Annotated in this window: 19 protein-coding genes; 8 read left to right on the plus strand and 11 right to left on the minus strand. The window is 67.5% G+C overall.

All coding sequences use genetic code 11. The features are described 5' to 3' along the window. Positions 1-23 precede the first annotated feature (23 nt). From DFS13_RS18970 to DFS13_RS18990, 5 genes are all read right to left on the minus strand, one after another. The gene (locus DFS13_RS18970) at positions 24-725 is read right to left on the minus strand and encodes an ABC transporter ATP-binding protein (protein WP_006485194.1); all 702 of its coding nucleotides are present in this window, start codon (positions 723-725) and stop codon (positions 24-26) included. Then, positions 722-1,489, minus strand: a complete 768-nt coding sequence (locus DFS13_RS18975; RefSeq protein ID WP_111441992.1) for an ABC transporter ATP-binding protein — start codon at positions 1,487-1,489, stop codon at positions 722-724. Before DFS13_RS18975 ends, DFS13_RS18970 begins: the two co-directional genes overlap by 4 nt. Further along, positions 1,486-2,529 carry a branched-chain amino acid ABC transporter permease gene (locus DFS13_RS18980; RefSeq protein WP_062885939.1) on the minus strand — a complete coding sequence of 348 codons (1,044 nt, stop codon included), beginning with the start codon at positions 2,527-2,529 and terminating at the stop codon, positions 1,486-1,488. Before DFS13_RS18980 ends, DFS13_RS18975 begins: the two co-directional genes overlap by 4 nt. Further along, positions 2,526-3,386, minus strand: coding sequence for a branched-chain amino acid ABC transporter permease (locus DFS13_RS18985; RefSeq protein WP_006497936.1), 861 nt, complete (start codon positions 3,384-3,386; stop codon positions 2,526-2,528). The genes DFS13_RS18980 and DFS13_RS18985 overlap by 4 nt, the downstream gene beginning before the upstream one ends. A gap of 70 nt (positions 3,387-3,456) precedes the next feature. Then, positions 3,457-4,665 carry an ABC transporter substrate-binding protein gene (locus DFS13_RS18990; RefSeq protein WP_006485185.1) on the minus strand — a complete coding sequence of 403 codons (1,209 nt, stop codon included), beginning with the start codon at positions 4,663-4,665 and terminating at the stop codon, positions 3,457-3,459. A 229-nt stretch (positions 4,666-4,894) separates the two neighbouring features. On the opposite strand from DFS13_RS18990, the gene DFS13_RS18995 reads away from it, so the two are divergent. Then, a complete protein-coding gene (locus tag DFS13_RS18995; RefSeq protein WP_006497935.1) occupies positions 4,895-5,752 on the plus strand; it encodes a FadR/GntR family transcriptional regulator in 858 nt (285 codons plus the stop codon). A 78-nt stretch (positions 5,753-5,830) separates the two neighbouring features. Here DFS13_RS18995 and DFS13_RS19000 read toward each other — a convergent pair whose 3' ends face one another. Genes DFS13_RS19000 through DFS13_RS19010 form a run of 3 tightly spaced genes read right to left on the minus strand, consistent with a single transcriptional unit; the run spans position 5,831 to position 10,137 of the window. Further along, positions 5,831-7,270, minus strand: a complete 1,440-nt coding sequence (locus tag DFS13_RS19000; protein ID WP_111441993.1) for an aldehyde dehydrogenase family protein — start codon at positions 7,268-7,270, stop codon at positions 5,831-5,833. A 30-nt stretch (positions 7,271-7,300) separates the two neighbouring features. Continuing rightward, positions 7,301-8,698, minus strand: coding sequence for an aspartate aminotransferase family protein (locus DFS13_RS19005; RefSeq protein WP_006484830.1), 1,398 nt, complete (start codon positions 8,696-8,698; stop codon positions 7,301-7,303). A 50-nt stretch (positions 8,699-8,748) separates the two neighbouring features. Then, complete coding sequence (locus tag DFS13_RS19010; protein WP_080322376.1) at positions 8,749-10,137, minus strand: APC family permease; 1,389 nt, start codon at positions 10,135-10,137, stop codon at positions 8,749-8,751. Between the two features lie 251 nt (positions 10,138-10,388). On the opposite strand from DFS13_RS19010, the gene DFS13_RS19015 reads away from it, so the two are divergent. Continuing rightward, a complete protein-coding gene (locus DFS13_RS19015; RefSeq protein ID WP_006484842.1) occupies positions 10,389-11,483 on the plus strand; it encodes an AraC family transcriptional regulator in 1,095 nt (364 codons plus the stop codon). Positions 11,484-11,493: 10 nt separating this feature from the next. Here the strand turns inward: DFS13_RS19015 and DFS13_RS19020 are convergent, their stop codons facing one another. Further along, positions 11,494-12,444, minus strand: a complete 951-nt coding sequence (locus DFS13_RS19020) for a LysR family transcriptional regulator (RefSeq protein WP_006497932.1) — start codon at positions 12,442-12,444, stop codon at positions 11,494-11,496. A gap of 164 nt (positions 12,445-12,608) precedes the next feature. Between DFS13_RS19020 and DFS13_RS19025 the strand changes: the two genes are divergently transcribed. Together DFS13_RS19025 and DFS13_RS19030 are read left to right on the plus strand one after the other, a co-directional pair. Further along, positions 12,609-13,910 carry an MFS transporter gene (locus DFS13_RS19025; RefSeq protein WP_006484820.1) on the plus strand — a complete coding sequence of 434 codons (1,302 nt, stop codon included), beginning with the start codon at positions 12,609-12,611 and terminating at the stop codon, positions 13,908-13,910. A 48-nt stretch (positions 13,911-13,958) separates the two neighbouring features. Then, entirely contained in the window at positions 13,959-14,888 is a 930-nt protein-coding gene (locus tag DFS13_RS19030; RefSeq protein ID WP_111441994.1) for an agmatinase, read from the plus strand. Between the two features lie 382 nt (positions 14,889-15,270). On the opposite strand, the gene DFS13_RS19040 is transcribed toward DFS13_RS19030, so the two are convergent. Beyond that, positions 15,271-15,453: a hypothetical protein gene (locus DFS13_RS19040; protein WP_006484836.1), complete on the minus strand. Its 183-nt coding sequence runs from the start codon at positions 15,451-15,453 to the stop codon at positions 15,271-15,273. On the opposite strand from DFS13_RS19040, the gene DFS13_RS19045 reads away from it, so the two are divergent. From DFS13_RS19045 to DFS13_RS19060, 4 genes are read left to right on the plus strand one after another with little or no spacing between them, the layout of a single operon-like run. Next, on the plus strand, positions 15,452-16,168 hold the full coding sequence (locus DFS13_RS19045) for an ABC transporter permease (protein WP_006484827.1): 717 nt from the start codon (positions 15,452-15,454) through the stop codon (positions 16,166-16,168). The two genes, DFS13_RS19040 and DFS13_RS19045, sit on opposite strands and share 2 nt — an antisense overlap. Next, the gene (locus DFS13_RS19050; RefSeq protein WP_006484838.1) at positions 16,165-17,076 is read left to right on the plus strand and encodes a glycine betaine ABC transporter substrate-binding protein; all 912 of its coding nucleotides are present in this window, start codon (positions 16,165-16,167) and stop codon (positions 17,074-17,076) included. The genes DFS13_RS19045 and DFS13_RS19050 overlap by 4 nt, the downstream gene beginning before the upstream one ends. Positions 17,077-17,086: 10 nt before the next feature. Beyond that, positions 17,087-17,740, plus strand: a complete 654-nt coding sequence (locus DFS13_RS19055; RefSeq protein WP_006497929.1) for an ABC transporter permease — start codon at positions 17,087-17,089, stop codon at positions 17,738-17,740. After that, complete coding sequence (locus DFS13_RS19060) at positions 17,737-18,912, plus strand: ABC transporter ATP-binding protein (RefSeq protein WP_006497928.1); 1,176 nt, start codon at positions 17,737-17,739, stop codon at positions 18,910-18,912. Before DFS13_RS19055 ends, DFS13_RS19060 begins: the two co-directional genes overlap by 4 nt. Positions 18,913-18,993: 81 nt before the next feature. On the opposite strand, the gene DFS13_RS19065 is transcribed toward DFS13_RS19060, so the two are convergent. Further along, complete coding sequence (locus tag DFS13_RS19065) at positions 18,994-19,371, minus strand: hypothetical protein (RefSeq protein ID WP_060265099.1); 378 nt, start codon at positions 19,369-19,371, stop codon at positions 18,994-18,996. Positions 19,372-19,612 lie beyond the last annotated feature (241 nt).

Genomic DNA, 19,612 nt, shown 5'->3' on the forward strand with positions numbered 1-19,612 from the left:
CTCGCATTGAAAGGGCCCGGCGCTCATGCGACACCGACGCCCAGGTAGCGGTCCTTCACGTCATGGTCGGCCGCGAACGCCGCGTTGCTGCCTTCGTAGACGATCACGCCCTGTTCGATCACGAAGTGGCGATCCGCGAGCTGCGTGCACACTTCGAGGTTCTGTTCGACGAGCAGGATCGCGACACCGGCCGCCTTGATCTGCTTCAACTGCGCGACGATCTCCTCGACGATCACCGGCGCAAGCCCCTCGACCGGTTCGTCGAGCATCAGCAGCCGCGGATGATTCATCAACGCGCGGCCGATCGCGAGCATCTGCTGCTCGCCGCCGGACAACTGCGCGCCGCCGTTGCGGCGACGCTCCTTCAGCCGCGGAAAGATCCGGTAGATGTCGTCGAGCTGCCACGGCGAATCGCGACGCGCGCCGAGCCGCAGGTTTTCCTCGACCGACAGCAGCCGGAAAATCCCGCGATGCTCGGGCACGAAGCACAGGCCGCGCGCGGCGATCCGGTGCGCCGGCTGCCCGGACACCGGCCGGCCCGCGAACGTCACCGTGCCGCCGGTCGGCGCGACGACGCCGGCGATCGTCTTGAGCGTCGTCGACTTGCCCGCGCCGTTGCGGCCGAGCAGCGTCACCGTCTCGCCTTCGTTCACGTTCAGCGAAATGCCCTGCAGCACGTGGCTCTTGCCGTAGCAGGCATGCACCTCCTTCACGTCGAGCATCATGCGCGGCCTCCGGTGATCATGTTGCCGAGATAGGCGCTGCGCACGCGCGCGTCGCCGCGAATCGCATCGGGTCGGCCTTCGACCAGCACGCGCCCCTGCTGCATCACCGTGATCGTGTCCGAGATGTCCATCACGATGCCCATGTTGTGTTCGATCAGCACGACCGTGTAGTCGTCGCGCAGGCCGCGGATCAGCGCCTTCATGTCGTCGAGATCGTCGATGCCCATGCCCGACGTCGGCTCGTCGAGAAAGATCGCGCGCGGCCGCGCCGCCAGCGCCATGCCGACCTCGAGCCGGCGCTGCTGCCCATGCGACAGCACGCCGGACGCCGTGTCGGCGAAGCGCTGCAGGCCGAGCCGCTCGAGGACGTCGTCGATGATGCCGTCGTGCGCGAGCGCCCCGCGCGGCGGCGCCCACGGATTGAGCGCCCGCCGCGATTCGACGCCCTGCGCGGCGACGCGCAGGTTTTCGCGCACGCTCAGGTTCGGAAACAGGCTCGTCACCTGGAACGAGCGGGCGATGCCGCGCCGCACGCGCTTGTGATCGGGTTCGTGCGACACGTCGTGCCCGTCGAACAGGATCGAGCCCGACGTGATCGGCAGCGTGCCGGTCAGCGTATGGAACAGCGTCGTCTTGCCCGCGCCGTTCGGGCCGATCACCGAATGCACGGTGCGCGGCATGATGCGCAGATCGACGCCGCCCAGCGCGGTGAACTTGCCGTAGCGCTTGACGATGCCGCGCGCTTCGAGAATCGCTTCGCTCATTGCCGCTCCTTGACCGTGACCGCCGTGCGATCGCCACGCCGCAGCGACGCCACGACGCGTTCGCCCAGCCCCCACAACCCGCGCTGCATGAACAGGCTGACCGCGATCAGCACGAGGCCGAGCAGCAGCAGCCAGCGCGGCCACAGCGTCGACAGCCAGTCCGCGAACAGCACGTAGAACGCCGCGCCGAGCACCGACGCGAACAGGTTGCCCGTGCCGCCGATCACCGTCATCACGAGGATCATCTCGCTCGTGTGATAGTCGATGTTCGACAGCGGCGCGATGCCCGTCATCAGCGCGTGCAGCGCGCCCGCGAGGCCCGTGACCGCGCCCGAGATCACGAACGCCGCGAGCTTGAAGCGCTTCACGTCGTAGCCGGCCGCCGCCGCGCGCGCCTCGTTGTCGCGAATCGCGAGCAGCGTCCGGCCGAATACCGAGCGCGACACGCGCAGCAGCAGCCAGAACACCGCGACGAACAGCACCGCGACGAAGCCGTAGTAGCGCCACGGTGAATCGAGCGACACGAGCGGATGGCCAAACGCGGACAGCGCCGGACGCGGGATGTCGAGCAACCCGTTGTCGCCGCCCGTCACATCCGGCGTCGTATACGCGAGGAAGTAGAACAGTTGCCCGAACGCGAGCGTCAGCATCACGAAGTACGTACCGCGCTGCCGGATCGAGAACCAGCCGACGAGTGCGGCCGCGATCGCGCCGAGCACCGCGGCCGCGACCAGCGCGGCCGTCACGGACGCGACGCCGCGCGTCAGCACCAGCCCCGCCGTGTAACTGCCGAGCCCGAAGAAGATGCCCTGCCCGAACGACAGCAGCCCCGTGTAGCCGAGCAGCAGGTTGCAGCCGAGCGCGGCGAGCGCGAACACCAGCACTTCGGTCGCGAGCGAGCCCGAACTCAACACGAGCGGCAACACGCACGCGGCCACCACCGCGAGCCAGCCTTCCGGCCGCTGCAGCACGCCGCGCCACGGCCGCGGGCGTTGCGACGCCGCCGCGCCCGGCGGCAGCGGTTTCGACGATTCGATCATGCGGCCCTCCCCAGCAAACCGTTCGGACGCAGCAGCAGCACGGCCGCCATCGCGACATAGATCATCAGCCGCGCGCCCTCCGGCCACAGCGTGCTCATCAGGCTCTGCACGATGCCGACCAGCAGGCCGCCGACGAGCGCGCCGAGAAAATTCCCCATTCCGCCGACGACCACCACGACGAATGCAACGCCGAGCGCCTCGATCCCCATGAACGGATCGACGCCGCGGATCGGCGCGGCGAGCACGCCGGCCAGCGCGGCCGTCGCCGCGCCGAGCGCGAACACGAGGCTGAACACGCGCGTCACGTTGATGCCGAGCAGCGACACCATCTCCGTCGACTCGCTGCCCGCGCGCACCGTACTGCCGAGCCGCGTGCCGTCGAGCACCCACCACAGCAGCGCGGCGAGCACGGCCGTGAACCCGATCACGAACAGCCGGTACTTCGGATAGACGAAGCCGCCCCAGATCACGACGCCGTTCAGTGCGTCGGGCGGCGGCACGTTGTCACCGAGCGGCCCCCACGCGAGGATCGCGCACTCCTGCAGCACGAGCGCGAGCCCCACCGTCGCGAGAATGTGGAATTCGTGCTGCTGCGCGTACACGTGGCGCAGCACGAGTTTTTCGACGCCCCACGCGAACGCGCCGACCACGAGCGGCACGATCGCGAGCGCGACCCAGAAATTCGCCGACCATTGCAGCGCCTGGTAGCAGAGATACGCACCGAGCAAATAGAACGCGCCGTGAGCGAAATTCACGAAGCGCAGCAGGCCGAACACGATCGACAGGCCGACGGCGAGCAGGAAATACAGCATGCCCACGCCGATGCCGTTGACGATCTGCAGCAGATAGACGTTCATGGCTTCCGTGTCGGAAAGGAAGGTAACGGACGCCCGTGGCGCGCGATGCGCCGCGAACGCATGCACGGCGTCAAGCGAGCTTGCAGCCCGTCTTGTCGAGCGGCAGGAACGACTGGCCCGAGCTGACGATGTCCGCATAGTCGTCCGCGTTCTTCATCCGGGCCTTCGGCTTGCCTTTCAGCAGGTAGTAGTTCTTCAGCACCTGGTGGTCGCCCTTGCGGATTTCCTCCGGGCCCGTGAGGCCGTCGTACTTCATCCCTTCCATCGCGGCGACGACCTTCTTCGGATCGGCGCTGCCGGCCTTCACCATCGCGTCGATCAGGATCTTCGAGCAGATGTACGAACCCGCGAGGCTGTAGTTCGGGTTCGCCTTGAACGCGGCGTTCGCGCGCTTCACCAGATCGCGGTTCAGCGGCGAATCGATGCCGTGCCAGTACTGCGCGCCGAAATACACGCCATCGCAGATGTCCGGCCCGAGCGCCTCGAACTGTTCGAGGCCCGACGCCCACGCGAGCAGGATCGTGCAGTTGCGCTTCATCCCGAAGCTGACGGCCTGGCGCAGCGTGTCCGACGATTGCGAGCCGAAGTTCAGGATCAGCAGCACGTCGGGCTGCGCGGCGGCCGCGTTCGTCAGGTAGCCGCTGAACTCCTTCTCGGCGAGCGAGTGGTAGCTGTTGCCGACGTGCTCGATGCCCTTTTCCTTGAAGATCGCCTTCGCGGCCGACAGCAGCCCGTCGCCGAACACGTATTGCGGCGTGATCGTGTACCAGCGCTTCGCCTTCGGCAGCATCTGGATCAACGGGCGCACCGTCTGCTCGATCGCGCCGAAGGTCGGCACCGACCAGCGGAAGGTCGCCGCGTTGCAGTCCTTGCCGGTGATCTCGTCCGCGCCGGCCGTCGTGATGAACACGCCGCCCGCCTTCTGGACTTCCTTGCCCATCGCCAGCGATTCGGACGACAGGATGCCGCCCGCGAAGAATCGCACGCCCTTCTGCTGCGCGATCTCCTGCACGCGCCGCACGGCGGTCGCGGGCTTGCCCTCGGTATCGAGCGCCGTATAGGCGAGCGGCGCGCCGAGCACCTTGCCGTATTGCTTGACGACCAGTTGCATGCCGAGATCGGCGTACTTGCCGTTGGCGGCGAACGGGCCGGACATCGGCACCGGGCAGGCGAGCTGGATGGGCGAGCCCTGCGCGAACGCGACACGGGACGACATGCTGCCGAGCGCGCCCGGCACGGCCGACAGCGCGGCCAGTTTCAACAGTTCTCGGCGATTCAAGTTGACGCTCCTCATGATGGGGGACACACGCGATACGACCGACTGCCAAACCGTGCCCACGCCACTCCTGGATGCGCGCCGCCGGTTCATTCTATTTATCATGATAAATAGAATGAACCTGATGCTAGAGTTGATCAAAATTGGTGTCAATCAGGCAAAATTCCGTACCCGCGCCGGGACCGATCGTCGACGATGACGCGGCGCGCGGTCAGACAAAGGAGTCGTGAAGATGGTCATGGACCGAGCCAGGGCGGGCCTCGCGGTCGAAATCAAGCAGCCGAAGCGGGCCGACCTCGTCGCCGAGGAGATCAAGCGGCTGATCACCGAGAAGGACCTGAAGCCGGGCGACCGCCTGCCGCGCGAAGCCGAGCTGCAGCAGCTCTATGCGGTGAGCAAGAGCACGATCCGGGAAGCGCTGAAGTCGCTCGAGGTGCAGGGGCTCATCAAGGTCACGACGGGGCCGTCGGGCGGCGGGATGGTCGTCGAGGTGCCGCTCGACCGCACGCTTCAGCTGTTGCAGAACTACCTGTTCTTCAAGGACGTGACGATCGACGACATCTATACGGTGCGCAAGCTGCTCGAACCCGAGCTGGCCGCCGGCGCCGTGCCGCACCTGACGGAGCGCGACTTCGCGGCGCTGGAAGCGAACATCGCGTGCTGCGACGGCGCGTCGGGCGTGCACGATCGCGGCCACATGCTGCGTCAGCGGCAGGAGGACACGACGTTCCACGACATCCTCGCGGCCGCGAATCCGAATCCGTTCCTGCGCTTCAGTTGCGAACTGATCAACGAGATGATCCGGCAGTTGATCGAGTTCCGGAACGATACGCCGCTCGTCGAGCACAAGCGCTTCGGCGAAGCGAACGTGTCGATTCACAAGGCGATCCTGCAAGCCGCGCGCGAGCGCGACGCCGAGCGCGTCCGGGCGCTGATGGTCGAGCACATGACCGAGGCGCCCAAGCATGTGAAGCGGATGAAAGGGAAGCTGCGCGGGCGGTTGATCCTCGATTCCGAGATTCGCCGGCGGGCCGCCGCCGCGCCGGTTGCGGGACCCGATGCGGCCGAGGCGGACGCGGAAGAGCGCTGAGCGGCGGCACCGGCGGCGTGGCGTCGGGGCCGGCCGCTGCGCGGCGGCCCCGCGGACTTCTTCCGCGCGCTCAGGTCATCATCGCGCGTCGCCTTCCGTGTACCCGGTCGTACCCTTCGTTTCCAGATACTCGACGAGGCCGAACTCCGCGTACTCGCGCCCGTTCCCCGAGCGCTTGTAGCCGCCGAACGGCGCGGCCGGGTTCCATGCCGGGTAGTTGATGTGGACGTTGCCGACGCGCAACCGCGCGGCGATCCGGCGCGCGCGCTCGAGATCCTTCGACTGCACGTACGCCGCGAGCCCGTAGACCGAATCGTTCGCGAGCGCGACGGCCTCGTCCTCGGTCCGGTAGGTCATGATCGACAGCACCGGTCCGAAGATTTCCTCCGTGGCGATCGTCATGCCCGGCGTGACGTTCGAAAACACCGTCGGCCGCACGTAGAACCCGTCCGCGAGCCCCTCCGGCCGGCCGGGGCCGCCGGCGACGAGCGTCGCGCCCTCTTCGATCCCGAGCCGGATGAAGTGCTGGATGCGATCGAACTGCGTGCGGCTGACCACCGGCCCGATGCCGGTTTCCGTCGAACGCGGATCGCCGACGACGGTGCGTTCCGCTTCCCGGCGCGCCGCCTGCTCGGCCCGCGCCAGATGATCGACGTGCACCAGCATGCGCGTCGGCGCGTTGCACGACTGGCCGCTGTTGCTGAAGCAGCTGCGCGCGCCGCGCGTGACGGCATCCTCGATGTCGGCATCGGGCAGGATCAGGTTCGGGCTCTTGCTGCCGAGCTCCTGGTGCACGCGCTTCACGGTATCGGCCGCCGCCTTCGCGACCTCGACGCCCGCGCGCGTCGAGCCCGTGAACGACACCATGTCGACGTCCGGATGCCGCGACAGCGCGTCGCCCACTTCCTGTCCGTAGCCGTGCACGAGGTTGAACACGCCGGCCGGCACACCGGCTTCGTGCAGGATCTCCGCAAACAGGATCGCGCTGAACGGCGCGATCTCGCTCGGCTTGAGCACCATCGTGCAGCCGGCCGCGAGCGCCGGCGCGACCTTGCACACGATCTGGTTGATCGGCCAGTTCCACGGCGTGATCAGCGCGCACACGCCGATCGGCTCGTGCGACACCAGCAGCGAGCCGGTCTGCGTGCTGAAGCGGAACGACTGCAGCGCGCGGATCGTCTGTTCGAGATGCGCGGTGCCGACCGCGGCCTGCATCGCCCGCGCGAACGCGATCGGCGCGCCCATCTCCTGGCTGATCGTCTGCGCGACTTCTTCGTAGCGGCGCTGGTAGATCTCGAGGACGCGCTTCAGCAACGCGACGCGCTCGTCCACCGACCAGCGCGAATACGTGTCGAACGCGTGCTTCGCCGCGTCGACCGCACGGTCGACCTCGGTCGCGCCGCCGATCGCGAGCCGTGCATACGGCCGCGCGGTGGCCGGATCGATCACGTCGATCGATCGCGCCTCGGCCGGATCGCGCCACTGGCCGTCGATATAGGACTGCTGTGAGGTTCGCATCGAATGCTCCCGGAATGACGGATGCCGCGCTCAGCGCGTCGCCCGCGCGTAGGTCTCGACGAGGATGTCGCGGATCTGCGCGACGAACCATGCGATCTCGTCGCGCGACATCACCAGCGGCGGCGAAAACTGCACGATCGGCGTGCCTTCGTGATCCACGCCCGCGCGGCACAGCAGCCCCGCGTCGAAGATCGCCGGCGCGAGCAGCGTCGACACGAACGCCTGCGCGCTGATGCCGGCCGCCCAGCGGCGCGCGACCTTGTCGGTCACGAGCTCGAGCGAGTAGTGATAGCCGTCGCCGCGCACGTCGCCGACGCACGGCAGTTCGAGCAGCCCGTCGAGCGTCCGGCGAAACACCGCTTCGTTGTCGCGAACGTTCGCGAGCACTCCTTCGCGCTCCATGATCGCGAGGTTCGCGAGCGCGGCCGTGCACGCGACCGGATGGCCGCCGTAGGTCGCGCCGTGCAGGAACATCTGCTGCGGCCCGTCGAGCACCGTGTCGACGACCGCGTCGCTCGCGATCACGCCGCCGAGCGGCACGTAGCCCGACGCGATGCCCTTCGCGAACGTGATGATGTCCGGCTTCAGCCCGTAGCGCGCCGACCCGAAATACTCGCCGAGCCGGCCGAACCCGCAGATCACCTCGTCGGCCACGAGCAGCACGCCGTGCCGGTCGCAGATGTCGCGCAGCCCGGCCGCGTAGCCGGCCGGCGGCGTCAGGCTGCCGCCCGCGTTCTGCAGCGGCTCGACGACGATCGCGGCGACCGTGTCCGGCCCCTCCTGCACGATCAGCGATTCGATTTCGTCGAGCAGATGGCGCGTGAACTGCGCCTCCGTCTCGCCCGCCGGGCGGCCGTAGCGTTTCGTGTTGCCCACGTGCCGCACGCCCGACATCAGCGGCTCGAAATGCTTGCGGAAGTTCGTCATCCCGTTCAGCGCCAGCGCGCCGAACGACGTGCCGTGATACGCGACGCGCCGCGCGATGAACTTGCGCCGCTGCGGCTCGCCGCGCGACTGGTGATACTGGCGCACCAGCTTGATCGCCGATTCGTTCGACTCCGAGCCGCTCGACGTGAAGAACACGCGGTTCAGGCCCTCGGGCGCGAGCGCCGCGAGCCGGTGCGCGAGCCGGATCGCCGGTTCGTGCCCGTAGCCCCAGTTGGTCGCGAATGGCAGCCGCACCATCTGCTCGCGAATCGCATCGCCGATCTCCGCGCCGTGGCTGTAGCCGACCTGCACGCAGTACAGCCCGGCCAGCCCGTCGAAATAGCGCTTGCCGCTGCGGTCGACGAGCCAGCAGCCTTCGCCGCGGTCGAACACGGTCAGCGCGTTCTCGCGGTATGCATCGGCATGCGTGAAGTGCATCAGCAGATGGCGCTTGCCGAGCGCCTGCAGGTCCGCATCGAGATTGACGTCAACAGCGTGCATGGATCACTCCTCCTTCAGGGTTTCAAAACCGGCATCGCGCAGCCGGTCCTTCAATTCATCGACAGCGTCGGCGCCGGCCGCGTGAAACCGCGCGTCAGCCAGACGAGCTGGCAGAGCCCGACCACGAGCCAGCCGATGCCGACGTAGAACGTCTGGCGCGACAGCCCCGACCAGAGCCACACGTTCATCGCGAAGCCGATCGCCGGCATCAGGCCATACGCGATCCAGCCCGCTGCGTGGCGATGCTCGGGCCGGCCCAGATAGCTGCGCATCACGCACAGGTTCACGATCGCGAACGCGACGAGCGCGCCGAAACTGATCATCGTCGACGCGAGATCGAGCGTGATGAACAGCGCGGACAGCGACACGACGCCGACCGCGAGCGTCGCCCGCACCGGCGTATGCAACCGCGCATGCAGATGGCCGAACACGCATTCGGGCAGCACGCGGTCGCGGCCCATCGCGAACAGCACGCGCGTCACGCTCGCCTGGCCCGCCATCGCGCTCGCGAAGCAGCCGGCCACGTACACCGCGACGAAGAACGCCGACAGCGTGCGGCCGCCGACCCGCCGCATCAGTTCGAGGCTCGCCGAATCGAGATCCTTGAACGCGTGCCAGTCGGGAAACACCACTTGACCGACATAAGCGATCAGCATGAACAGCAGGCCGCTCGCGAGCGTGCAGAGCAGGATCGCGCGCGGCACCGTGCGCCGCGGCTCGCGCGTTTCCTCCGACAGCGTGGTGACCGCATCGAAGCCGAGGAACGACAGGCACAAAATCGCGGCGCCGGCGAAGATCGCGCGCGCATCGCCGGACGACGGCAACGCGACGGCCATCGACAGCCCTTCGCCCGCCGCGACGTGCGCCGACGCGATCACGAAGACCGCGATGAATACGAGCTGGCTCGCGATCAGGATCAGGTTCATGCGATTGACGAGCCGGATGCCGACGATGTTCAGCCCGGTGATCAGCGCGATGCTGCCGATGATCCACACGCTGGCCGGCACCGTCGGAAAAATCTGTTTCATGTAGATGCCGATCGCGAGATAGCTGATCATCGGAATGAACAGGTAATCCATCAGCAACGCCCAGCCGACCATGAAACCGGCCGACGTGCCGAAGTTGCGGCTCGCGAACGTGTAGGCCGAGCCGGCGCTCGGCATCAGCCGCGCCATGTGGCCGTAGCTGCGCGCGGTAAACAGCATCGCGATCAGCGTGACCGCGTACGCGGCCGTCAGATGCCCGTTCGTCTCGCTCGTGACGAGGCCGTAGGTCGTGAACACCGTCATCGGCAGCATGTACGCGAGGCCGAAGATCACCAGCGTCGAGAGTCCGAGCAGGTGCGGCTTGCGTGCGTCGGTGTCGCCGCGCGGCGCGTACGCCTCGAACTCGTGCATCGCGGCGGCTGATGCGGTTCGACCTGGCCTGTCGTTGTCCATGCTGTCCTCACGTGGGTGGCGTCCATGACTTCAACACGCGTGCGTCCGGCGCTGCCGGCGGGGCACGACTGGCAGAAAGTGTGGTGCGCCAAAAAATCGACGACGAATGAGAAAAGCGGACGTAATCGAGGGATATTTCCGGACACATCGTCGGGCATGGTGCCCTGCCGCCCTGCATGCTGCTGTGCGGCACTGGCGTTTTGCGGACATTCCGGCTATGTTCTGTGCGACCCCGTCACCGCATCGGCACCATGGACAGCCGTTCCCAACGAAACCAGAGCCGGGCCGAACGCAGCCTGCGTTCGGCGCTCGGCCTCGCGCGTCCGGCCGGACGCCAGGAGGATATTCCCGCCACGGTTCACGCGATCGCGGTCGCGCTGGACGAGTGCCGCGTGCGGCGCATCGACGGCGCCGCACTGCTCGAAGGCACGGGGCTCGGCGCGGACGAAGTCGCATCGCCGAACCTGCACGTGAATCGCGGCCAGGAGCAACGTTGCTTTCGCAACCTGCTGCGCTGCAGCGGCGTGCCGTCGATCGGGCTGTCGATCGGCGCGCGGCTGCATGTGTCGACGCTGGGTCTCGCCGGCTACGCGATGCTGATCAGCGGCTCGGTGATGCAGGCGTTCCGCTGCATGGGCCAGTTTCCGCTGTTCATGGGGCTGTATTTCGACGTGCGTATCGACGCGCATGCCGGCGGCATGAGCGTGACCATCGGCCGCTACAACGGCGAGCCCGATCTCGAGGTGTTCCAGGCCGACATGTGCCTGTCGAGCCTGCGCCTGATCGTGTCCGACCTCGTCGGCAAGCCGGTGTGGCCCGAGCAGGTGCAGCTCGCGCGCCGCACGCCGCGCAACGCGGCCGACTACGCGCGCCACTTCGGCTGCCCGGTCGTCTTCAATGCGGCCGACAACCGGCTCGTGTTCACGTCGGTGAACGGCACGGAAGCGCCGCGCCTCGCGAACGAAGTCAGCTTCAATGCGCTGCACGGCCAGTGCGAGGTGCTCGAACGGCAGTGGGCCGCGTCGGTCGGCACGCGCTTCGCCGATCGCGCGAAGGAATTGATGGCGCGCGACCTCGTGCGGTTCAAGTCGATGACGGCGCTCGCCGGCGCGCTGCACCTGACCGAACGCACGCTGCGCCGGCGGCTCGACAAGGACGGCATCACGTTCCAGTCGTTGCTCGACGACGTGCGTCGCGACGAAGCCGTGCGGTTGCTCGACGATCATGCGTTGAGCGTCGCCGCGATCGCCGAGCGGCTCGGTTACAGCGAACCGCGCAGCTTCCGTCACGCGTACCGGCGCTGGACCGGCAAGACGCCGCGCTCGGCGTCGGACACCGACGCGTGACGCGGATGCGTTACCCCTTCGCCCTGACGCGCCGCCGGCTCGCGCACCGGCGCGTCATGTCGACCTGAAGTCGCTTCGCCTGGCTTTCGAGGATCCGGCAGAACGCTTCGGTGAACGCACTACCCGGCCGCAGCGACGGGCGCAGCATCGCGATACGGCGCGGCGGAATCGTGTCGATCGGCACGAACGCGAGGCCGGCCGCATCGATCGACGCGGCGGTCAGGCTGTCGACGATCGCGCGCCGCCCGGCCAGTTGCACCATCCGGCACGCGAGCGCCGAACTCGACACGCGCGCGTGAATCGTGTGCCGGTTCTCGGACGCCGACAGCAGCGCCTCCAGTTCGGGGATGCCTTCCAGCGCATCGACGCTCGTCAGCCCGCCGGCTTCGAGATCGGCGAGCGTCACCGTCTGCCGCACGACCAGCGGATCGTCGGCGCGCATCGCGCAGACGATCGTCGAATCGAGCAGATGCTGTTCGGTGACGTTGCGCATCGCGCGAAACGGCGCGCAGATGCCGAGATCCACTTGCTGGCTCTCGACGAGATCGAGCATCCGCTCCGCGTTCTCGATCGCGACTTCGACGAACACCTTCGGGTACTTCGCCTGGAACACGGTGATCGCTTCCGGCAGCAGCCGTTCGGTGACCGCCGGATACGCGCAGATGCCGAGGCGGCCGAGCGTGCCCGCGCGCAAGCCGTCCGCGAGTTCGTTGAGCGCATGCAGGCTCGCGTTGGTCCGCTCCGTCTGCTCGAACAGCAGGATCGCTTCGGCCGTCGGCAGCAACCGGCCTTTCTCGCGCTTGAACAGCTCGACGCCGAGGCTTTCTTCCAGCACCTTCAACTGCTTCGTGACCGCCGGCTGAGAGATGTGCAGATTGCGCGCCGCCGCCGTCAGCGTCCGGCACCGGACCACCTCGTACAGCAGTTCGACCTGGTGATAGTTCAGCGTTCGCCTTGCCATGTTCCCCCTCCTTTCGACGCCGCGCGATCGCGAGAGCATAACCCACGGTTATAGGTCGCGGTCCGACAATGTATTGGCGGAACAGGCCGGAATTCGATGAAATCACGGCTTTGAACACAAAAGCGGCCGCAACGGGCAGGTCAGGGGACACAACGATGCAGACAATGTCGAGCTCACGGGCGCACAAGCCCACCAAATTCCGCTGGTTCATGGTGTTCCTCGCGTTTCTCGCGATCGTCACCAACTACATGGACCGCGCCAACCTGGCGGTCGCGCTGCCGTACATGAATACGGAGCTGCACCTGTCGTCCGCCGAATCGGGCCTGATCCTCGGCGCGTTCTTCTGGACTTATGCGGCCTGCCAGATCCCGGCCGGCATGCTCGTCGACCGGTTCGGCGCGAAACTCGTGTTCGCGGGCGCGGTCGTGTGGTGGTCGGCATTCACGATGGCGACGAGCCTCGCGCGCGGCGGCGCGTCGCTGCTCGGCCTGCGTTTCCTGCTCGGCGTCGGCGAAGCCGGCGCGTTCCCGTCCGCGACGAAATTCGTCGAGCGCTGGTTCCCGCCGACCGAACGCGGCCTCGCGTCCGGCATCTACGATTGCGGCGCGCGCGGCGGCACACTGATCGCGCTGCCGATCTGCACCGCGATCATCACCGCGTACGGCTGGCGCGCGTCGTTCATCTTCACCGGCGCGATCGGCCTCGTGTGGGTCGTCGTCTGGCTGCTGGTCGCGAGCGAGTTTCCGTCGCAGAACCGCTTCGTCAACGCGGCCGAAGCCAAGCACGTCGACCAGGACGCACCCACCGAAAAGCACGCACCGGTCCGCATCAAGTGGGGCCGGCTGTTCACGTCGCGTGTGGTGTGGGCAATGTCGCTCGGCTTCGCCTGCCAGGGCTACGTCGTCTACTTCTTCATCACGTGGTACCCGACCTACCTGGTGAAGGAACGCGGTTTCAGCCTGCTGCAGCTCGGTTTCTACGGCATCCTGCCCGGCCTCGCGGGGCTGGTCGGCTCGTGGGTCGGCGGCTGGATCTCCGACCGCATCGCGGCAAGCCACTACGGCCTGAACTTTGCGCGCAAGTTCTGCATCGTCGTCGGGATGGCGCTGAGCGCGACGATCGGTCTGGCGGGGCTCGCGTCGCAGGCATGGCTCGCGCTGCTGCTCCTGTCGATCGCGTTCTTCGGCGTGTCGGTCGCCACGTCGAGCATTCTCGCGCTGCCGGCCGACGTGTCCGCACGCGGCGAACGCTCGGTGGCCGGCACGGTCGCCGGGTTCCAGAACTGCATCTCCAATCTCGCGGGCATCGCGAGCCCGGCCGTGATCGGCCTGCTGAAGGACGCGACCGGCTCGTTCACGCCCGGCCTGATCTCGGCGTCGATCATGGCGATCATCGGATGCCTGATCTACATCTTCATGCTCGGGCCGATCCGCTCCGACGTGCTCGAACACGTGGTCGCCGACTGACGGTCACACGTTCACACGCGTTCGGCCCGCTTATTCAACGAGGAAAACATGCTTTGCGATTCACCGAAGGTGCCGTTTCTTGCTCAGGGTTGCGAGCCGGATACGGAGCGAGTCTCCGCCACGTTCGCCGTCCTCGGCGCGCCGTACGGCGTGCCGTACGGCCCGGCGCTGCTGCACTGCGACGCGTCCAACGCGCCCGACAAGGTGCGCGAGCGCAGCTTCCGCTACGGGCGCCAGATCGGACACTATGACTTCGACCTGCAAGGCACGCTGTTCGGCGACACGAGCGCGACCTGCGTCGATTGCGGCAACCTGCCCGGCACGCTGGACGTCGCGCGCAACGCGGCGGCCGTGACGTCCGCCGTCGCGTCGCTGCTCGAGCACGGCGCGATTCCGGTGGTGCTCGGCGGCGACGATTCGATTCCGGCGCTGTGCGTGCGCGCGTTCGAGGCGTACGGACCGCTGAACGTGCTGCAGTTCGACGCGCATCTCGACTTCCGCGACGAAGTGAACGGCGAACGGCACGGCTATTCGAGCCCGATCCGGCGCATCCGCGAGATGCCGTTCGTCAGGCGGATCGTCCAGGTCGGCCTGCGCGGCAGCGGCAGCGCGCGCCCGAGCGACGTGGAGGACGCGCTGCGCTCGGGCAACGTGCTCGTGCCGGCCGACGTCGTGCACGATGAAGGCATCGAAGCCGTCACGCGGCACCTCGTGGACGACGCGCCGTGGTTCGTGACCGTCGACATCGACGGCCTCGACCCGAGCATCGCGCCGGGCGTGGTCGCGCCGATGCCGGGCGGCCTGACGTTCCACCAGACGCGCGGCGTACTGCGGCACCTGTGCGCGAACACGCGGCTCGCGGGAATCGACGTCGTCGAATATCACCCGGCGCTCGATGTGCGCGAGATGACCGCGCTGACGATCGTGCGGCTGCTGACCAACGTGATCGGCACCACCGCGCGCCGCATCGCGCGGTAACGATTTCATGCGGCGAGACCGCTCGCGCATCGCCCGTCGCCACGCCTGTCTCGCCCACTGATTCGGGCTTCGAATCAATTTTCACGCACCCTGCTCGTGGCCCTCGCACGACCGGCCACGCATCGCCGCGATCGCTCCCCACGGTAGACGCGTTCGATCGATTGTTCTATACTCGCCTCAACTTCATCACAAAACGCATGATCTCGTGCGCAACGTGATGTCATTTCGCACTTCGTTGCGCATGCATCCGTTTCGCCACGTCAAAGGGGCCTCCGGCCCCAGCGGTCGGCGCCAAGCCGCCCGCATCCATGCCGTCTTCACAGGACGGTGCCCTGCTCGAACGCGCCTCGCCGTTACGGCGCCGCCGGGCTGAACCTGACAATCAGACGAACGCGTCGTCGCGTTCAACCGACCGCCAGCCGCACCTCGGTGCAGCCGGCAGCACTGTTTCCGTCAGTTCAATCGCGGCCATGCCGGGATCACGAACTTCCATCGCGACGCCATGCGGCGTCATCGCGGCGTGCGCCTGCGCGCGCCGCACCGAATCGAGGAGGCGTATCTTCATGACTCGACGCACTGTCCAGCTGGTGGGCAGCCTGGTGGCCATCATCGCCGTGGGATGGGCATTGGCGCGCGGCATCGGCGCCGAGACGTTCAAGCAGCGCTCGGACGATCTCGCCTACTACGCGGGCCAGCACATGCTGCTGGTCGTCTATTCGATGACACTGGCCATCGCCGTGGGCGTGCCGGCCGGCGTACTGCTGAGCCGGCCGCGATTCCAGCGCCAGGCCGAGCGCTTCATGCAGGTCTTCAACATCGGCAATACGATCCCGTCGCTCGCGGTGCTCGCCATCGCGCTCGGCATCTTCGGCATCGGCAACGTGCCGGCGATCGTCGCGCTGTTTCTCGCCTCGCTGCTGCCCGTCACGCGTAACGCCTACGAAGGGATGAAGAACGTACCGGCCGCGCTGCGCGAAGCCGCCAAGGGCATCGGCATGACGGGCTGGCAATCGCTGGTTCGCGTGGAATTGCCCAACGCCTTGCCGATCATCGTCGGCGGCGTGCGCACCGCGCTCGCGATCAACGTCGGCACGGCGCCGCTCGCGTACCTGATCGGCGCGGACAGTCTCGGCTCGCTGATCTTTCCCGGCATCTACCTCGACAACCAGCCGCTGCTGCTGCTCGGCGCATCGCTCACCGCGATCCTGGCACTGGTGCTGGACGGCATCGTCGCAGCCGGCAGCCGTCACTGGCTCGCACGCCACGGAGGTGCCGCATGACGCTTCATCGCATCCTTCGATCGTTCGCACGCCTGTGCACCGTCGGCGCGCTGTGCGTCGCCGCGAGCACGCCGGCGTTCGCCGCGAAGCTCGTGCTGGGCGCGAAGAACTTCACCGAGCAGTACGTGCTGGCGGAACTCACGTCGCAATACCTGCGCTCGCGCGGCTACGACGTCGAAGTCCGCGCCGGGCTCGGCAGCACGCTCGCGCGCAGCGCGCTGGAGAACGGCCAGTTCGACCTGATGTGGGACTACACGGGCACGGCGGCGCTCGTCTACAACAAGATCCAGGACAAGCTGTCGCCCGAGGAGATGTACCGGCGCGTCAAGGCGCTCGACGTGCCGCGCGGGCTCGTGTGGCTCGATGCGTCGCCGCTCAACGACACCTACGCGATCGGCCTGCCGAGCGAACTCGCGCAGGCCACCGGCATCCGCACGGTGTCGCAGCTCGCCGAGCACCTGAAGAACGATCCCGCCGCGAAGCATTACGTATTCGGCATGGATGCGGAATTCGCGAATCGCCCCGACGGCCTGAAGCCGCTGCTCGCCGCCTACGGCATGCAGTTCAGCCGCGCGCAACTGAAGCAGATGGATCCGGGGCTCGTCTATACGGCCCTGCACAACAATCAGTTGAAGATCGGCCTCGTCTACACGACCGACGGCCGCGTGAAGGGCTTCGGCATCGTGCCGCTCGAGGACGACAAGCACTTCTTCCCGCCGTACAACGCGACGCCCGTGGTCCGCAAGGGCACGCTTGAAAGCAATCCGAAGCTCGCGACGCAGCTCAACGCGCTGTCGGCCGCGCTCGACAACGACGCGATGCAGGCGATGGCCAAGGCCGTCGATCTCGACGGCAAATCGCCGCGCGACGTCGCCGATGCGTTCCTGCGCACCCACCCGCTGCCCTGAAGGAGGACCGATGAGCGTATTCGACTATCTCGCTTCGAGCTGGCCCGAGTTGCTGCAGCTCACGCTGCAGCACGTGTGGCTCGTCGCGATCGCCGTAGGTTGCGCGATCGTCGCCGGCGTACCGCTCGGCATCCTGATCAATCGCCACGACTGGCTCGCCGGGCCGCTGCTCGGCATCGCCACGCTCGTGCTCACGCTGCCGTCCATCGCGCTGTTCGGCCTGATGATCCCGTTCTTCTCGCGCTTCGGCCAGGGCATCGGCGCCGCGCCCGCGATCACGGCCGTATTCCTCTACTCGCTGCTGCCGATCATGCGCAACACGTACCTGGCCTTGCACAACGTGGATGCGGGGATCAAGGAAGCCGGCACCGGCATCGGGATGACGTCGTGGCAGCGCCTGCGTCTGGTCGACTTGCCGCTCGCGGTGCCGGTGATTCTCGCGGGCGTGCGCACCGCGGTCGTGATGAACATCGGCGTGATGACGATCGCCGCCGTGATCGGCGCGGGCGGCCTCGGCACGCTGATCCTGCGTGCGATCGGGCAGAGCAGCATGATGAAACTGCTGGTGGGCGCGGTGCTCGTGAGCCTGCTCGCGATCGTCGCCGACCGGCTGCTGCAGATGCTGCAACGTGCATTGACACCGAAGGGAGTGCAGAAGACATGATCGAACTCGACCAACTGACCAAGACCTTCACGCGCAAGGACGGCCAGGCCGTGCGCGCGGTCGACTCCGTGAGCCTGTCGGTGCCCGAAGGGGAAATCTGCGTGTTCCTCGGCCCGTCGGGCTGCGGCAAGACCACCACGCTCAAGATGATCAACCGGCTCATCGCCGCCACGTCGGGCCGCGTGCTCATCAACGGCGAGGACACGGCGCAGCTGAATGAAGTCGACCTGCGGCGCCACATCGGCTACGTGATCCAGCAGATCGGCCTGTTCCCGAACATGACGATCGAGGAGAACATCACCGTCGTGCCGCGCCTGCTCGGCTGGGACAAGAAGCGCTGCGCCGAACGCGCGCGCGACCTGATGTCGATGGTCGCGCTCGATCCGAAGCTGTACCTGAAGCGCTATCCGCGCGAGCTGTCGGGCGGGCAGCAGCAGCGCATCGGCGTGATTCGCGCGCTGGCCGCCGATCCGCCCGTGCTGCTGATGGACGAGCCGTTCGGCGCGGTCGATCCGATCAATCGCGAATCGATCCAGAACGAGTTCTTCCAGATGCAGCGGCAACTGAACAAGACCGTGATCATGGTGAGCCACGACATCGACGAAGCGATCAAGCTCGGCGATCGCATCGCCGTGTTCCGGCGCGGCCAGCTCGTTCAGTACGATCACCCCGACACGCTGCTCGCCCGCCCGCGCGACGAATTCGTCGCGCAGTTCGTCGGCCAGGACAGCACGCTCAAGCGCCTGCTGCTCGTGAAGGCCGGCGACGCCGCCACGCAACCCGAAACCGCGCGCGTCGATACGCCGCTCGCACACGCACTGGCGGTGATGGACGAAACCGACTGCCGCTACCTGACCGTGCTCGACGACGCGGGCCGGGCGCTCGGCTACGTGACGCGCCGCGCGGCACGCACCGACGGCGGCGTGTGCGGCGAACGCGTGACGCCGTTTCCGGCCGGCGTCGCGGCGGACGACAACCTGCGCATCGTGCTGTCGAAGATGTACCAGTACAGCGCGTCGTGGATGCCGGTGCTCGACCCCGACGGTGCGTGGCTCGGCGAGATCACGCAGGACTCGATCGCCGCGTACCTCAGCTCGGGCCGCTCGCGCCGGCAAACCGGCCAGCCGCCGCGCAGCCCGGCCGAGACGGTCGCCTCGGTCGCCACGTCCTGAGTCGCGCCCGGGCCGGTGCTTCGTTGCACCGGCTTCGGGAAGTGAATCGACATCGCGCGTTGCAGAAAGCAACCAGACGCATCAGCGCAGCGGCGCGCGCGTTTTTCCGTCGACCTTCAATGTGCGCCGATCGCGCGCGACTTCGTATTCGACGGTCTGCGCGGGCGTAACGGCACCATACGATCGGCCGTTCACATAGACGACGCCGTCGCGCAACTCCACCCTGTCGCCGTTGACGGTTGCCGTGGCCCGGTCGCCCTGCAAAACCGCACCCGAACAACCGGCGGTCGAGAAGCTGCGGACCGACGTGCCCGGCATCGCGGCGTTCCCGCCGCGCTGATCCGCCGCATGCGCGGCGCTGCACGGCGCCGCATCCATCACGCCGGCCGCATGGAGCGGCGCCGCGCCGAGGCCACTCCCGGCCAGCAACGCGATCGTCATCGGCAACAGCTTGTTCATGGTGATCTCCGTGGTCCGCGGTCGTCGATCGAGGGTCGGCCGATGCCCCTGCTCGCAGCTCTGCCAACGCCGCCCAGTATGCAGCCACTTCGCCGCGCCCGGCCATCCGCTTCAGTACCCGTCGCGGTGGCGGCCGCACGGATGCGCCGCCCCGAAGCAATCGATTACGTGAAAATCCGCCTTGATCAAGTTGCGACCCGCAACTATTATCGATTGCGATACGCAACCTTTCAGGGGCAGA

The sequence above is a fragment of the Burkholderia sp. 28_3 genome (assembly GCF_003253915.1).
Lineage (GTDB): Bacteria > Pseudomonadota > Gammaproteobacteria > Burkholderiales > Burkholderiaceae > Burkholderia > Burkholderia cenocepacia.